The following is a 14,787-nucleotide window of genomic DNA, read 5'->3' as shown; positions in this document are numbered from 1 at the left end:
ATGGATGTGAGGATCCCCCTGCGGGTTTGAACCGAGCAAGGGGCGAGGTTGAGCCGCACCAGACGAAAGCCAGGGGATGACATGAAGCTTCGTTCACTTTCCGCTGCCGTGATCACGGTCGCGCTCGGTGCCGCCGGGCTCGCCGCCACGGCGCCCGCCGCGACCGCCGCAGGCGAGACGGCCACCTCGGTCAAGTCCGCATCGTCCAACGGGACGACCGTCACCGTGTCCACCTACGACCAGCTGACAGGTTCGACCCGCGAGGACCTCTTCCCGAGCGTCATCTCGGTCTCCATCGCGGTGCCGGCCGCATACCGCTACTACTCGGCATACGGCTCCCCGAGGACCGCCGAGGTCGAGTGGACCGCCACCGCGTCCTCCGCGGGTGACCCGGGGTGCGTCCTCGCCGCCCGGCAATCGTCGGGTGAGGGTAACGGCGGCGCCAACTGGACCGACGTCCTCTTCAAGGACACCGACCCCGGCAGCTGCACCGTCACCGTGGACGTCTGGGCCACACGCCGCGTCGAGGGCCACCCCGCCGCGAGCTACGACGCCAACATCCGCGTCCAGGTCCCGCTGAAGTACGTCGCCCAGGCGTTCTTCACCGACGTCAAGACGTCGCGGACGTCCGTCACCAAGGGCGGGATCGTCACGATGTCCGGCATCCTCAAGTACGACGACGCCTACGGCCTCCGGAGCGCGTCTGTCCTCGGTGGCGCTCCGCTCCACGTCGAGGAGACCACGAGCAGCCCGACGAACCCAGCCGCAAAGTGGCGCCAGGTCGCAACTGTCAAGACCGCGTCCACCGGTGCCTGGAACGTGCGTCTCAAGCCGAGCCGCTCCGCGTCCTACCGCGTCGTCTACCCGGGCAGCTCGATCTACCTGGGCGCGAAGACGTCGCCCTCCCCGATCATTCGTGTGACGACGCCCGCCGCCACGAAGCTGTCCACCCCGAAGGCATCGCCCTCGACGGTGAAGAAGGGCGCGACGACGACGCTCTCCGGCAAGGCCTACGTGAAGTCCGGATCCAAGTACAAGGGCTACGCCAAGGCCAAGGTCACCGTCCAGAAGAAGGTCGGCAAGAAGTGGAAGACGGTGAAAACCGTCACCGCGAGCAAGTCCGGCACCTGGAAGCTCAAGGTCAAGGCGACCACGACCACCACCTACCGCACCTTCGTCAAGGCCACCAGCAGCAAGAAGGCCGCAACGTCCGGCAGCATCAAGGTCACAGTGCGACGCTGACCGCCCTTACCGCAACGGCCTCCACCTCCGGCATGGGGGTGGAGGCCGCTTCGCTATGGCGGACGGCCGGGTGCCGTGATGCGGCGCGCTGGCGGGACTTGGAGAGGCCGGTGAACGGTGCCGCGGGGGTGTTCACAGGGCGCGGGAACATCTCTGCGCGCGCGGAGAGGGCTGGCACCCCACGGTCCGCCCCGCCGAGCTCAGGATCGCCCGCCCCGCGAGCGTGGGGACGACGTGTTCTTGATGGCTCTGGCGTTCTGGTTGTGGCAGACGCTGCGGTTGTGATCGACCCGACGCGGGGTCCTGCTGTCGCGAGCGCGCTGATCACCGGACGCTGTCGAGGCGTTGTCGTTCGAAGTCCTGCCGAAGGGGCGAGCCGGGCCGTCGATGCGGCGGGTGTCGCCCCAGGGGGACTCGCGGCGGGCGGAGAACGACGCCCCGCCCCGCCGGTGCGGCGGGACGGGGCGTCGGGGGGTGCGGGCGCCATGAGGCGGCCCTAGAGGGTCACTCGCCGCCGAGGATGATCCACGTGTCGTGACCGCTGACGGCCTTCTCGACGTAGGCGTTGACGCGGTCGCGGGCCTCGGCGCGCGTCTTGACGGAGGAGCAACCGTCGCCGAGGTCGACGTTCGACGTCCAGACGACCTCGGGGGTCTCGAGGGTGCCGCAGGCGTCGCCCCAGTCTTCGAAGACGACGGCGACGTACTTGCCGGTGTCCCAGCTGACCGAGGTCGCGAGGGCGACCGCGGCGTCGTAGGCGCCGTCGGGCGCTTCCTCGGTCGGGACGATGATGGCCTCGGTCGTGCGACGGTCGATGTCGGCCGCGACGGCGGCGGGGAGGGCCTGGCGCGCGTTGACGCGCACCTTGCTGCCGTCGGGCAGCGGGTAGGCGTAGTCACCCTCGGCGGCCTTGAGGCTCGTGGCCTGGGCGTCCGTGAGGGTGGCACCGACCGCGGCCGGGGGCGGCCTCGGGGGGGGGGGGGCTGGGGGGGGGGGCGGGGGGCTCGGCGGGGGGGGCCGGGGGGGCGGCGGGGGCCGGGGTCGGGGGGGAGGGGGGGGGGGAGCAGGGGTGGGGCGGCGGGGCGGGGTGGGGGGGGGGGGGGGCGGGCGGGGCGGCGGCGGCGGGGGGGGGNAGGCGGGTGGCGGGGGGGGTGGGATTCGAGGTGTGCACGTACCTCATTGTCCCAGATGATCCGCCGGTTCGTCCCATGAATTTTAGTGCTGTGGATAACGTCGGTCTCAGACGTCCCCGAGGATCTGCCCGACGACGCGCGCGACGGCGGCCGGTCCCGCGTGCGGGGAGCCCGTCGCCGCGCCGAGGAGGTTGGCGGTGAGGTAGACGGACGTCACGGCGAGCGCGCGGTCGCGATCGAGCTCGGTGGGGTCGGTGGTGTCGTCGTCGGTGCGGTAGGCCGCGAGCTGGGTCGCGACGCGGTCGAGCGCGCCGGTGAGGACGTCGGCGAGCTCGGTGCGGGACTCGGGGTGGCGCAGCGCGAACGCGGCGAACTCGAGAGGGAGGAGCAGCTGGGGGTCCTGCTGAGCGGCCTCGCACCAGCGGGCGATGGCGTCGGCGCTCGCGGGGACGCCATCGAGGCGCGCGCCGTCGGAGGGTTCGTCGAACCAGCGGCGGGCGAGGGCGACGAAGAGGCCGTTCTTCGATCCGAACTGGGAGTAGAGCGCGCCCTTGGTGTAGCCGGCGGCCTCGGCGATGTCGCCGACCGACGCGCCTTCGTAGCCGCGCTCGGCGACGAGCCGGGCGGCGGCGTCGAGGAGTGCGGTGCGGGTGACGGTGGCGCGGGCGCGGCGGCTCTCGGAGGCGGCGGTCTCGCGGGCGAACGCCTGCGTGGCCTCGTTGAGGCCCTGGGCGGTCTCGCGGAGGGCGACGTTGATGGCCTGCTTGGCCTGCGGCGCGACGGCTGCGACCTCCTCCTTGAGGAGTCGGGTGAGCGCGGCGGTCGCGTCCTTGAGCGCGCGGGTCGCGGCGCTGAGGTCGTCGTTCCGGGGGGTCTGGTTCTCGCTCATGCCTCGATCGTAGGACGGATATACCGATCGGTACAGCGCTCTTGACGAACGAGCGGTATCTTACTACGTTCCATTCACATACCGACCGGTACGACCTAGAGAGGTTCCCATGACGACCCCCGTCCTCACCGTCCGCGGTCTCCGCAAGACCTACCGCGGACGCCACGGCGTCACGGCCAACGACGGCATCGACCTCGACGTCGCCGCCGGCCGTGTCGTCGGCCTCCTTGGCCACAACGGCGCGGGCAAGACCACCCTCGTCAACCAGGTCCTCGGCCTCGTCCGCCCCGACGCCGGCAGCCTCACGCTCGGAGACGGCCCCGGCGCCGTCGACGCCATCACCCACCCCGCGTCCGCCCGAGCCCTCGCCGCCGCCCAGCCGCAGTCCGCCGTCCCCCTCACCGGCCTCACCCCACGCACCGCCATCGAGATCGTCGGACGCCTCCGCGGCGGACGCCCCGACGACGTCGCCGCCGCAGCCGCCCGCCTCGTCGACGCCCTCGACCTCGGCGAGTGGGCGGACACCAGGTCCGAGAAGCTCTCCGGCGGCGTCGCCCGCCTCACCGCGTTCGCCATGACCGTCGTCACCCCCGCACCGCTCGTCATCCTCGACGAACCCACCAACGACGTCGACCCCGTCCGCCGCCGCCTCCTCTGGGCAGAGATCCGCCGCCTCGCCGACGCCGGCGCAGGCGTCCTCCTCGTCACCCACAACGTCCGCGAGGCCGAACGCGTCGTCGACGACCTCGTCGTCCTCGACCACGGACGCGTCGTCGCCGCCGGAACCCCCGCCGAGCTCACCGCCCACCTCCGCAGCACCCTCACCCTCGAGGCCGACCTCGGCCGCGACGACCTCGCCCCGCACCCCGCGCTGCGCGACGTCACCCACGCACCCGGCCGGCTCACCGCGACGCTCGACGCCGACGACGCGACCGCCGTCGTCGACTGGGCCCATGCCGCGACCCGCGACCGCACCCTCGAGCGCTACGCGCTCACCCCCGCGTCCCTCGAGGACGTCTACGTCGCCCTCGTGGGCGACGCCCCCACCACCACCGAGGAGGTCGCAGCATGAGCGTCGCCGCACCGGTCCCCAGCGACCTGCGCCACCACGCGCAGACCATCGCGCTCCTCGTCCGCTGGCAGCTCGGCCGCCAGGCCATGTACCTGCCGCTGCTCGTCGTCGTCCAGGTGCTCATGGCCGTCGCGACCGTCGCCGGATACGGCCTGCTCGTCGGCGACCCCGACCCCGCCGCAGCGCTCTACCTCGCGACGGGCGCACCCACCATCACGCTCGTCGTCGTCGGTCTCGTCATGACACCGCAGTCCGTCGCGACCGCCCGCACCGAAGGCTCGCACGACTGGATGCGGTCGCTGCCCGTGCCACGCTCCCTGTTCCTCGTCGCCGACCTCGCCCTGTGGACCGTGCTCGCCCTGCCCGGCGTCGTCATGGGAGTCCTCGCAGGCGCCGTCCGCTTCGACGTCACGCTTGACCTCGCGTGGTGGTTGCCGCTCGCCGTCGTCGTCGTCTCGATGACGTCCGCCGCCGTCGGCTACGCGATCGCCCTCACGCTCGCCCCGCCGATCGCCATGCTCCTGTCGCAGGTCCTCGTGTTCTTCGTGCTCCTCTTCTCACCCATCTCCTTCCCGCGCGACCGCATGCCCGGCTGGCTCGCGACCGCGCACGACTGGCTCCCCGTCGAGCCCATGGCGCAGGCCGTGCGCGCAGGGCTCGCGCGCACGACGTTCGACATGCCGGGGCGCAGCGTCGTCGTCCTCGGCGCGTGGTGCGTCGCGTCGATCGCGCTCGCGGCGCTCGCGCTGCGGCGACGCGCCTGAGCGCAGCAGCGATCCCCGGCCCCGGGGCAGGTGCACACCTGCCCCGGGGCCGGAGCCGGTCACGCCTGTGGCGAACACGGGCATCCACCGCCCCCTCGGCTGGTTAGAGTCGATGCGGTCAGACCTGCGCGCCGAACCCGGCGCGGGTGTACGCCGCTCGTGAGGAGCAGCTGATGTTCGAGAGATTTACCGACCGGGCCCGCCGGGTGGTCGTCCTCGCCCAGGAAGAGGCGCGGATGCTCAACCACAACTACATCGGGACCGAGCACATCCTGCTCGGCCTCATCCACGAGGGCGAGGGCGTCGCCGCGAAGGCGCTCGAGTCCCTCAACATCTCGCTCGATGCGGTGCGCTCTCAGGTCACCGAGATCATCGGCGAGGGCCAGCAGGCGCCCAGCGGGCACATCCCGTTCACGCCGCGCGCCAAGAAGGTCCTCGAGCTCTCGCTGCGCGAGGCCCTCCAGCTCGGCCACAACTACATCGGCACCGAGCACATCCTCCTCGGCCTCATCCGCGAGGGTGAGGGCGTCGCCGCCCAGGTCCTCACGAAGCTCGGCGCGGACCTCAACCGAGTGCGCCAGCAGGTCATCCAGCTGCTCTCCGGCTACCAGGGCAAGGAGCCCGTCGCCTCCGGCGCCCCCGCCGAGGCCACGCCCGCCGGCTCGGCCGTGCTCGACCAGTTCGGCCGCAACCTCACGCAGGCGGCCCGCGAAGGCAAGCTCGACCCCGTCATCGGCCGCTCGAAGGAGATTGAGCGCGTCATGCAGGTCCTGTCGCGCCGCACCAAGAACAACCCCGTCCTCATCGGTGAGCCCGGCGTCGGCAAGACCGCCGTCGTCGAGGGCCTCTCGCAGGACATCGTCCGTGGTGACGTCCCCGAGACCCTCAAGGACAAGCAGCTTTACACGCTCGACCTCGGCGCGCTCGTCGCCGGATCGCGCTACCGCGGTGACTTCGAGGAGCGCCTCAAGAAGGTCCTCAAGGAGATCCGCACGCGCGGCGACATCATCCTCTTCATCGACGAGATCCACACGCTCGTCGGTGCCGGTGCCGCCGAGGGCGCTATCGACGCCGCCTCGATCCTCAAGCCGATGCTCGCCCGCGGCGAGCTCCAGACGATCGGTGCGACGACGCTCGACGAGTACCGCAAGCACATCGAGAAGGACGCCGCGCTCGAGCGCCGCTTCCAGCCGATCCAGGTCGCCGAGCCCAACCTCGAGCACGCGATCGAGATCCTCAAGGGTCTGCGCGACCGCTACGAGGCGCACCACCGCGTGTCCATCACGGACGGCGCGCTCGTTGCCGCCGCGACCCTCGCGGACCGCTACGTCAACGACCGCTTCCTCCCCGACAAGGCCATCGACCTCGTCGACGAGGCCGGCGCACGCCTGCGCATCCGCCGCATGACCGCGCCGCCGGAGCTCCGTGAGCTCGACGAGGAGATCGCCCAGGCCCGTCGGGACAAGGAGTCCGCGATCGACGAGCAGGACTTCGAGAAGGCCGCCGCGCTGCGCGACACCGAGAAGCAGCTCCAGGCCCGTCGCGCCGAGCGCGAGAAGCAGTGGAAGTCCGGCGACCTCGACACCGTGGCAGAGGTGGACGAAGACCTCATCGCCGAGGTGCTCGCGCAGTCGACCGGCATCCCGGTCTTCAAGCTCACCGAGACCGAGTCCGCGCGCCTCCTCAACATGGAGGACGAGCTCCACAAGCGCGTCGTCGGCCAGGACATCGCCATCAAGGCGATCTCCCAGGCCATCCGCCGCACGCGCGCCGGCCTCAAGGACCCCAAGCGTCCCGGCGGGTCGTTCATCTTCGCCGGCCCCACGGGCGTCGGCAAGACCGAGCTCGCCAAGGCGCTCGCCGAGTTCCTCTTCGGCGACGAGGACGCGCTCATCCAGCTCGACATGTCGGAGTTCAGCGAGAAGCACACCGTCTCGCGCCTCTTCGGCTCGCCCCCCGGCTACGTCGGCTACGACGAGGGCGGCCAGCTCACCGAGAAGGTCCGTCGTCGTCCGTTCTCCGTCGTCCTCTTCGACGAGGTCGAGAAGGCGCACGCCGACATCTTCAACTCGCTGCTGCAGATCCTCGAGGACGGCCGCCTCACCGACTCCCAGGGTCGGATGGTCGACTTCAAGAACACGATCATCATCATGACGACGAATCTCGGCACGCGTGACATCGCCAAGGGCGTCCTCACGGGCTTCTCCGCGACCGGTGCGCTCTCAACCGACTACGAGCGCATGAAGGGCAAGGTCAACGACGAGCTCAAGCAGCACTTCCGCCCCGAGTTCCTCAACCGCGTCGACGACATCGTCGTGTTCCCGCAGCTCTCGCAGGACGAGATCGTCAAGATCGTCGACCTCATGGTCGCGCGTCTCGACAAGCGCCTGCGCGCCAAGGACATGTCGATCGAGCTCACCGACGCGGCCAAGGCGCTCCTCGCGGAGCGCGGCTACGACCCGGTGCTCGGCGCGCGTCCGCTGCGTCGCGCGATCCAGCGCGACATCGAGGACGTGCTCTCCGAGAAGATCCTCTTCGGTGACGTCCACGCGGGTCAGACGATCGTCGTCGACGCGCAGGGCGAGGGGCCGCTCGGCGAGTTCACGTTCACGGGCACGGACCGTGGCGCGCTCCCCGAGCTCGAGGGCGCTGAACCCATCGAGCCGCTGACGTCGCGCGCGACGACGATCCCGTCGGCGCCCGGCGGCGGTGACGGCGGTCTGCGCCAGGCCGGCGCCTGACGTCCACCACGCACGCACGGCTGCGGCCTCCCACCCCTCGGGGTGGGAGGCCGCAGCCGTATGTCGCGGGGCGACGTGCGCGGGCTGTCAGCGCGCGTCGGCCGCCTCGAGTGCCTCGTCGAGGATCGCGAGGAACTGCGCCCGACGGTCGCGACGCACGCAGTGGCCCGCGCCCTCGACGACGAGCACCTCGCCCTTGCCCTCGATCGTCAGCTCGGCGCGCTCGGCCATCTCGGCCGGGACGACCGAGCCGTGCTCGGGCGTGCCGAGCACGACCGTCGTGCTGAACTCGTCCTGAGGTGCGAGGCGCGCGAGCTCGCCGACGCGGTCGCCGTCGCCCCAGCCCTGCGCGAGGTCGACGACGCGCGGGTCGACCTGGAGCTTCGACTCGGCCCAGGGCGCGACCTCGTCGGCCGGCCAGTCAGGGTTCTCGGTGAGGCACTGGCGGACGAGCTGCGCGTACGAGCTCCGGCGCAGCGTGCGGACCCACGCGCCGACCTCGGCGTCGCGGTCGCGGCCGATGTCCCACGCGGGATCCTCGAGGACGAGACCGCGCAGGAGAGCGGGGGCGCGGACGGCAAGGTCCTGCGCGACGAGCCCGCCGAGGGAGTGCCCGACGACGAGCGCGGGACGCTGCGCGACCTGCCGGACGACGACCGCGAGGTCGTCTGCCGCGGCCTTGATGGTGAAGAGCGCCTCAGGGAGGGGCGACTCGCCGTGGCCGCGGAGATCGGTGACGATCGCCAGTCTGTCGGTGGCGAGGTGCTCGACGACGCTGGGCCAGCACGCGGAGGAATCGGCGAGGCCGTGGAGGAGGACGACGGGCGTGAGCGGTGACGTCGGAGGCCCGTAGGCAGCCCAGGTCACGTGCCCGAGGTGCCCCGAGCCGGCCTCGACGACGCCGTAGTTGAGTGCTGCCACCTGTGCCTCTGGATGTCCGGGGGCCCTGTCCTCGGGCCCCGCCCAGCCTATCGGCTCGCGGCGCTCGTCGGTGGCGGCCGGCTCGGGTGCGCCCAACCGCCCGGGTGTTGTTTCGTGTTCGGCTTTGTGAGATTCTGAGGTCATGCTTGCGCACCAGAGGCAGGAGCACCTCCTCGCCCGCGCGGCCGCCGACGGCGCCGTCCGCGTCGTCGACGTCGCCGCCGAGCTCGACGTCTCCGAGATGACCGTCCGCCGCGACATCGCCGCACTCGCCGAGGCCGGCCTCCTCCGCCGCGTCCACGGCGGCGCCGTCCCCGCCCGGCCCACCGCGCTCGAGCCCACCTTCACCGCGAAGACCGAGCTCGCCCGCGAAGCCAAGACCGCGATCGCACGTGCCGCCGCCGACCTCGTCGGCCCCGGCGCGTCCGTCGCCCTCTCCGCCGGCACGACCACCCACCTGTGCGCGCTCGAACTCGCCGCCCGCGGCCGCTCCGACCTCACCGTCGTCACGAACTCCGCGCCCGTCGCCGAGGCCTTCGGCAGCGCCCCCGGCGACCGCCCCGAGGTCGTCCTCACCGGCGGCAGCCTCACCCCGTCGCGCGCGCTCGTCGGCCCCCTCGCCGTCGCAGCCCTCGCGACGCTGCGCGTCGACGTCCTCCTTCTCGGCGTCCACGGCCTCGACGCCGACGCCGGCCTCACCACCCCGAACCTCCTCGAGGCCGAGACCAACCGCGCGCTCGTGCGGGCCGCCGGCCGCGTCGTCGTCGTCACCGACTCCTCGTCCTGGGGGGCCGTCGGCCTCGGACGCTTCGGCAGCCTCGACGACATCGACGTCCTCGTCACCGACGACGCCCTCCCCGACACCGCCCGCGCCGCCGTCCACGACGCAGGCGTCCACCTCACGCTCGTCTCCACCACCAAGGAAGCCCGATGACCCACGTCAGGATCACCGCCACCCACCTCGCCGACGGCCGCGAGCTCTTCTACTTCGACGACTCCGAGCCGTACGTCTCGGGCGGCGCGACACGTCGCCTCGACGACCCGCGGCCCCTGCCCCCGCAGTTCGCCGACGGCGCGCAAGGCCCCCAGATGCGCCGCGACCCGCTCACCGGCGACTGGATCCCCATGGCGACCCACCGCATGAACCGCACGTTCCTGCCGCCCGCCGACGCGAACCCGCTCGCCCCCGCGCGCCCGGGCGCCGCATACTCCGACGGCGAGATCCCCGACACCGACTACGACGTCGTCGTCTTCGAGAACCGCTTCCCGTCGCTCGCACGCGTCGAGGGCACCCCCGGGCCGGGCGACCTCGAGGGCGAGCCCCTCTGGGAGGTCCGCCCCGCCGACGGACGGTGCGAGGTCATCTGCTTCTCGCCGGACTCGACGCGCTCCCTGCGCGAGGTGGGCTTGCACCGCATGCGCACCATCATCGAGGCGTGGGCGTCGCGCACCGCCGAGCTCTCCCAGCTCGAGGGCGTGAAGCAGGTCTTCCCGTTCGAGAACCGTGGCGAGGAGATCGGCGTGACCCTCCACCACCCGCACGGCCAGATCTACGCCTACCCGTACCTCACCCCGCGCACGAGCGTCATGCTCGACCGCGCGCGCGAGCACCGCGCCGCGACGGGCGGCAACCTCCTCGCCGACGTCATGACGGCCGAGCTCCGCTCGGGCCGTCGCGTCATCGCGCAGTCCGAGCACTGGGTCGCGTACGTGCCCGCGGCCGGCCGCTGGCCCGTCGAGATCCACGTCGCGCCGCTCGACACGAGCCGCCCCATCCCCGACCTCGCGGCCCTCACCGACGCCGAGAAGGACGACATCGCAGGCTTCTACCTCGAGATCCTCACGCGCTGCGACATGTTCTTCCCCGACTCCGACGGCTCGCCGACCCGCCTGCCGTACATCGCCGGCTGGCACCAGGCCCCCGTCGGCGAGGGTCGTGACGACCTGCGCCTGCACCTGCAGCTCTTCTCGATCCGCCGCGCCCCCGGCAAGCTCAAGTACCTCGCAGGATCCGAGTCCGGCATGGCCGCGTGGATCTCCGACACCACGCCCGAGAAGGTCGCCGACCGCCTGCGCGAGGTCGCCACGGCGTACGTCCCCGCAGGCCTCGAGAACCCGGGGGACCACCGATGAGCCTCGACGACCTCACCTCGTGGACGCGCGAGGAGGGTGACGCTCGCGTCGCCGCGCTCCTCCACGAGCGCCTCGGCGTCCGCCCCGACGCCGTGCGCTCGGCGCCCGGCCGCGTCAACGTCATCGGCGAGCACGTCGACTACACCGGCGGGCTCTGCCTCCCGACGGCGCTCCCGCACCGGACGTTCGTCGCGCTACACCGCCGGGACGACGACGTCGTGCGGCTCGTGTCCGCGCAGACCGACGAGCAGTGGACCGCCCACCTCGACGACGTCGCCCCAGGCGCCGTCGAGGGCTGGGGCGTCTACGTCGCGGGCGTCGCCTGGGCACTGCGTGAGGCCGGGCACACCGTCGGAGGCTTTGACGCCGCCGTCGACTCGTGCGTGCCGTTCGGCGCGGGCCTCTCGAGCTCGGCGGCGCTCGAAGCAGCGACGGCCGTCGCGCTCGTCGACGCGTTCGACCTCGACCTGGGTGCCGGCCCGGGCGTCGCCGCGCTCGACGACGCCGCGCGCGCTGTCCTGGCCGACGCGTGTGTGCGGGCGGAGAACGAAATCGCCGGCGCGAACACGGGCGGGCTCGACCAGGCGTCGTCCCTGCGCTGCGTCGAGGGCTCGGCGATCCTTCTCGACTGCCGGGACGGCTCCGTGCGCCCCGTCGCGTTCGACCCGCTCGCCGTCGGGCTCGACGTGCTGGTCGTCGACACGCACGCACCGCACTCGCACGTCGACGGCGAGTACTCGGCACGCCGTGCGGCGGTCGAGTCGGCGGCCGACGCGCTCGGCGTGCCCGACCTGCGGGCCGTTCCCCTCGACGGACTTGACGAGGCACTGGCGCGCCTCGACGATCCGGTCATCCGGCGTCGCACGCGGCACTGCGTCACGGAGATCGAACGCGTGCGCCAGTCCGTCGCGGTGCTCGACGCGGGCGACGTCGCGGCGCTCGGCCCGCTCATGACCGCGTCGCACGTCTCGTTGCGCGACGACTTCGAGGTGACCGTCCCCGAGCTCGACACGGTTGTCGACGCGGCGCTCGCAGCCGGAGCGCTCGGTGCGCGGATGACGGGCGGCGGGTTCGGCGGCTCGGCGATCGTCCTGCTGCGCGCGGATGAGCGTGCGAAGGTCGCGCAGGCGATTGCCGACGCGTTCGAGCTGCGCGGTTTCGCGGCACCGGCGTTCCTCGCAGCGCCGCCGTCGTCCCCGGCGGGCTGACCGGCCTGCTGACCGGCCTGCTGACCGGCGGGCTGACGGGCCGGCCGGCTGGGCTGCTGGTCTGCTGACTGGTCCGCGCCCCGCCGCCTACCCGCGAGTTTGTGCGCTACCCGCAAGTTCAGACTCGCGGGTAGCGCACAAACTCGCGGGTGCGCGGGTGCGCGCACCTGCGAGGGCGGGTGGGTCGCGGCTATGCCGTCGGGGCCGCGCGGCGGGCGTGCGCGCGGCTGCGGAGGGACAGCAGCAAGCCACCGATCGCGGCCGCCGTGAGCGACCCGACGAGCACCGCAGCCTTCGCCGCGTCCGTCGACGGCGAGCCGGCCGGGAACGACAGGGCCGCGATGAGGAGGGCGACGGTGAAGCCGATGCCCCCGACGAACGACACCGCGATGACGTCGCCCCAGCCGAGCGACGCGTCGAGCCGCGCCTTCGTGAGGGTAACGAGCAGCCACGTCGCGACGACGATGCCGAGCGGCTTGCCGACGACGAGCCCGAGGAACACGCCCTGCGCGGCGGGCGTCGAGGCGGCCGCGGAGATCGCCGCGGGGTCGAGCGCGACACCGGCCGCGAAGAGCGCGAACACCGGCACGGCGAACCCTGCAGAGACCGGCCGCCACAGGTGCTCGTACCTCTCCGCGAGCGCCTCGTGCTCGCCCGCACGGGGCAGCGCCGGGACGGTGAGGCCCAGGAGCACGCCAGCGATCGTCGCGTGGACGCCGGACGCGTGCATGAGGCCCCACGCGAGCACGCCGAGCGGTAGCAGGACCCACCAGCGTGCGAGCGCAGGACGCCTGACGACGACCGCGAAGACACCGACCGCGAGCAGCGCGAGGCCGAGGACGAGCAGGTCGAGGCCGTCGGAGTAGAAGAGCGCGATGACGATGATCCCGAGGAGGTCGTCGACGACCGCGAGGGTGAGAAGGAAGACGCGCAGCGCGGACGGCAGCCCGCGCCCGCACACCGTGAGGATCGCGACCGCGAACGCGATGTCGGTCGCGGCGGGGATCGCCCAGCCGTGGGCCTCGCCGCCCGGCTGGAGGTTCGCGAGCACGTACACGAGCGCGGGGACGGCCATGCCGCCGACAGCCGCGAGGATCGGGACGATCGCGGTCGAGGGCTTGCGGAGCTGGCCGTCGACGATCTCGCGCTTGAGCTCGAGGCCGACGACGAGGAAGAAGATCGCGAGGAGCCCGTCGGTCGCCCACTGGGCGAGCGTGAGGTCGAGGTGGAGGGCCGCGGGTCCGACCGTGAGCGACGACAGCGACGCGTAGGTGTCCTTCCACGGCGAGTTCGCCCAGGCGAGCGCGATGACCGCGCCGACGAGCAGGAGGATCGCGCCGGTCCGTTCGCTGCGCAGGGTGTCGGCGAGGTTGCGGCTCGAGCCGGGGCTCGGCTCGTCGAGCACGACGGGGCGGTGGTCGGTCATGAGGGTCCTCGGACGACGGGGAAGGGGGCCGAGTTCTACGTTATCTCGCGCGTTCGGGGCGCAGCGTGTTGCATCGTCGGCGGCCGTCCGCTATCGCGCGCAGGCGCACGCGAGAACCAACTCGTCGCGGCCACGTGAGGCACGTCACGGCGGCCCGGCGCGGTGAGGCCCGGACGCGTCGGCCGCTGCGCAGCTGCACGCAAGTTTGTGCGCTACCCGCAAGTTCAGACTTGCGGGTAGCGCACAATCTTGCGGGTGCCCCCGCGCCGAGCGACCGGCGGCCTGACGCCAGGCGACCAGCGCCAGGCGACCGCCCCCAGGCGTCAGGCCGCGGACGTGGCGTCGGACTACGTCCACGGCCAGACGCGCGCGGTCGACGGCGGCTGGCTGGCCCGCTAACCCCAGTTCCGCGAGATAGCGCTCCCGGGACGAGATAGCGCGAGATGTGCGCTATCTCGTCCGCGGGACGCTATCTCGGGGGTAGGGCGCCGGTCATCCTGGGGCTCAGGGGCCGGTGCGCGCAGGGCTCCACGACGACGGTCGTGGAGCCCTGCGTCATGCCGAGCGCCACGACGCGACCGTGCCCGGAGGTCCCATGCATCTGACCCGTCCGGGTGATGGTGTGGAGGTGTGGACCTCACGACGATGAAACGCCGGACGACCTCCGGCCTGCTCGATGACCGCATCGCTCTCGCTGCCGCGCCCGACCTCGACGCGCGCGTCTACGCCGAGCTCGCGCACGACCGCTCGGCGCTCGTCCGCCGCGTGCTCGCGGAGAACGACGCCGTCCCGCGCAACGTCCTCGTCGAGCTCGTCGACGCCGACCCCGACCTCGCCGAGGTCGTCGCGCTGCGCCCGCAGGCGCCCGCCGCGCTCAAGGAGCCGCTGCCCGTCACCGAGCACAGCCCCGAGTCGATCGACGTCTACAGCGCGGACCGCGGCGCGTGCCCGGCCGTGCGCGTCGGCCTCCAGGAGGCCCGCTCGACGTACACGTCGGAGACCCTCGGCGAGGCGTACGCGCGGCTCACGAGCCGCTGACCCCTCTCGCGAGATAGCGACTCCGGGACGAGATAGCGGGTGTGGCGCGCTATCTCGTCCGACGAGCGCTATCTCGCGGCAAGCCCCCGCCTCAAGCGCCTCGCCCGCTTCGGCGCCGGCTTCGACGGCATCGACCCCGCCGCGCTCGCCGCCACGGGCGCCGCCCCGCGACGACCATCAACCCCGACGTCGACGACCTCGCGCCACGACAGACGTTCGG

The 14,787-nt window shown here is 72.5% G+C and carries 13 protein-coding genes; 9 read left to right on the top strand and 4 right to left on the bottom strand.

The genetic code is table 11. The features are described 5' to 3' along the window. Positions 1–81 precede the first annotated feature (81 nt). A complete protein-coding gene (locus C1729_RS08370) occupies positions 82–1,242 on the top strand; it encodes a hypothetical protein (RefSeq protein ID WP_129590706.1) in 1,161 nt (386 codons plus the stop codon). A gap of 504 nt (positions 1,243–1,746) precedes the next feature. Here C1729_RS08370 and C1729_RS14610 read toward each other — a convergent pair. Both C1729_RS14610 and C1729_RS08360 read right to left on the bottom strand, forming a co-directional pair. Beyond that, the gene (locus tag C1729_RS14610; protein WP_165375460.1) at positions 1,747–2,106 is read right to left on the bottom strand and encodes a hypothetical protein; all 360 of its coding nucleotides are present in this window, start codon (positions 2,104–2,106) and stop codon (positions 1,747–1,749) included. A 375-nt stretch (positions 2,107–2,481) separates the two neighbouring features. Then, entirely contained in the window at positions 2,482–3,264 is a 783-nt protein-coding gene (locus tag C1729_RS08360; protein ID WP_102509537.1) for a TetR/AcrR family transcriptional regulator, read from the bottom strand. A gap of 109 nt (positions 3,265–3,373) precedes the next feature. Here C1729_RS08360 and C1729_RS08355 point away from each other — a divergent pair, with 109 nt between their 5' ends. The 3 genes from C1729_RS08355 to C1729_RS08345 all read left to right on the top strand — a co-directional run bounded on the left by C1729_RS08355 (position 3,374) and on the right by C1729_RS08345 (position 7,841). After that, positions 3,374–4,336 carry an ABC transporter ATP-binding protein gene (locus tag C1729_RS08355; RefSeq protein WP_102509536.1) on the top strand — a complete coding sequence of 321 codons (963 nt, stop codon included), beginning with the start codon at positions 3,374–3,376 and terminating at the stop codon, positions 4,334–4,336. Continuing rightward, on the top strand, positions 4,333–5,100 hold the full coding sequence (locus C1729_RS08350; RefSeq protein WP_102509535.1) for an ABC transporter permease: 768 nt from the start codon (positions 4,333–4,335) through the stop codon (positions 5,098–5,100). Before C1729_RS08355 ends, C1729_RS08350 begins: the two co-directional genes overlap by 4 nt. A gap of 173 nt (positions 5,101–5,273) precedes the next feature. Further along, the gene (locus C1729_RS08345; protein ID WP_102510597.1) at positions 5,274–7,841 is read left to right on the top strand and encodes an ATP-dependent Clp protease ATP-binding subunit; all 2,568 of its coding nucleotides are present in this window, start codon (positions 5,274–5,276) and stop codon (positions 7,839–7,841) included. Positions 7,842–7,928: 87 nt separating this feature from the next. Here C1729_RS08345 and C1729_RS08340 read toward each other — a convergent pair whose 3' ends face one another. Continuing rightward, a complete protein-coding gene (locus tag C1729_RS08340; protein WP_165375459.1) occupies positions 7,929–8,762 on the bottom strand; it encodes an alpha/beta fold hydrolase in 834 nt (277 codons plus the stop codon). A gap of 142 nt (positions 8,763–8,904) precedes the next feature. Between C1729_RS08340 and C1729_RS08335 the strand changes: the two genes are divergently transcribed. Genes C1729_RS08335 through galK form a run of 3 tightly spaced genes read left to right on the top strand, consistent with a single transcriptional unit; the run spans position 8,905 to position 12,103 of the window. Next, on the top strand, positions 8,905–9,696 hold the full coding sequence (locus C1729_RS08335; protein WP_102509533.1) for a DeoR/GlpR family DNA-binding transcription regulator: 792 nt from the start codon (positions 8,905–8,907) through the stop codon (positions 9,694–9,696). Then, positions 9,693–10,895: a galactose-1-phosphate uridylyltransferase gene (gene galT / locus C1729_RS08330; protein ID WP_102509532.1), complete on the top strand. Its 1,203-nt coding sequence runs from the start codon at positions 9,693–9,695 to the stop codon at positions 10,893–10,895. Before C1729_RS08335 ends, galT begins: the two co-directional genes overlap by 4 nt. Further along, positions 10,892–12,103: a galactokinase gene (gene galK, locus C1729_RS08325; protein WP_102509531.1), complete on the top strand. Its 1,212-nt coding sequence runs from the start codon at positions 10,892–10,894 to the stop codon at positions 12,101–12,103. The genes galT and galK overlap by 4 nt, the downstream gene beginning before the upstream one ends. Before the next feature lie 190 nt (positions 12,104–12,293). Here the strand turns inward: galK and nhaA are convergent, their stop codons facing one another. After that, positions 12,294–13,529, bottom strand: a complete 1,236-nt coding sequence (nhaA, locus tag C1729_RS08320) for a Na+/H+ antiporter NhaA (RefSeq protein WP_102509530.1) — start codon at positions 13,527–13,529, stop codon at positions 12,294–12,296. A gap of 255 nt (positions 13,530–13,784) precedes the next feature. Here nhaA and C1729_RS14605 point away from each other — a divergent pair, with 255 nt between their 5' ends. Both C1729_RS14605 and C1729_RS14985 read left to right on the top strand, forming a co-directional pair. Beyond that, positions 13,785–13,928, top strand: a complete 144-nt coding sequence (locus C1729_RS14605) for a hypothetical protein (RefSeq protein WP_165375458.1) — start codon at positions 13,785–13,787, stop codon at positions 13,926–13,928. Positions 13,929–14,174: 246 nt separating this feature from the next. Next, the gene (locus tag C1729_RS14985; RefSeq protein ID WP_129590705.1) at positions 14,175–14,567 is read left to right on the top strand and encodes a hypothetical protein; all 393 of its coding nucleotides are present in this window, start codon (positions 14,175–14,177) and stop codon (positions 14,565–14,567) included. The last annotated feature ends 220 nt before the right edge of the window (positions 14,568–14,787 follow it).

The organism is Sanguibacter massiliensis (assembly GCF_900240335.1).
Classification (GTDB): Bacteria; Actinomycetota; Actinomycetes; order Actinomycetales; family Cellulomonadaceae; genus Flavimobilis; species Flavimobilis massiliensis.
Note: the sequence above shows the minus strand (reverse complement) of the source record. Positions and strands in the feature narration are given on the sequence as shown.

Excerpts from the sequence above, each read along its gene's own strand:
- C1729_RS14985 (WP_129590705.1), top strand. The coding sequence starts at position 14,175 with ATGAAACGCCGGACGACCTCCGGCCTGCTCGATGACCGCATCGCTCTC.
- galK (WP_102509531.1), top strand. The coding sequence starts at position 10,892 with ATGAGCCTCGACGACCTCACCTCGTGGACGCGCGAGGAGGGTGACGCT.
- galT (WP_102509532.1), top strand. The coding sequence starts at position 9,693 with ATGACCCACGTCAGGATCACCGCCACCCACCTCGCCGACGGCCGCGAG.
- C1729_RS08370 (WP_129590706.1), top strand. The coding sequence starts at position 82 with ATGAAGCTTCGTTCACTTTCCGCTGCCGTGATCACGGTCGCGCTCGGT.
- C1729_RS08350 (WP_102509535.1), top strand. The coding sequence starts at position 4,333 with ATGAGCGTCGCCGCACCGGTCCCCAGCGACCTGCGCCACCACGCGCAG.
- C1729_RS08345 (WP_102510597.1), top strand. The coding sequence starts at position 5,274 with ATGTTCGAGAGATTTACCGACCGGGCCCGCCGGGTGGTCGTCCTCGCC.
- C1729_RS08335 (WP_102509533.1), top strand. The coding sequence starts at position 8,905 with ATGCTTGCGCACCAGAGGCAGGAGCACCTCCTCGCCCGCGCGGCCGCC.
- C1729_RS08360 (WP_102509537.1), bottom strand. The coding sequence starts at position 3,264 with ATGAGCGAGAACCAGACCCCCCGGAACGACGACCTCAGCGCCGCGACC.
- C1729_RS08355 (WP_102509536.1), top strand. The coding sequence starts at position 3,374 with ATGACGACCCCCGTCCTCACCGTCCGCGGTCTCCGCAAGACCTACCGC.
- nhaA (WP_102509530.1), bottom strand. The coding sequence starts at position 13,529 with ATGACCGACCACCGCCCCGTCGTGCTCGACGAGCCGAGCCCCGGCTCG.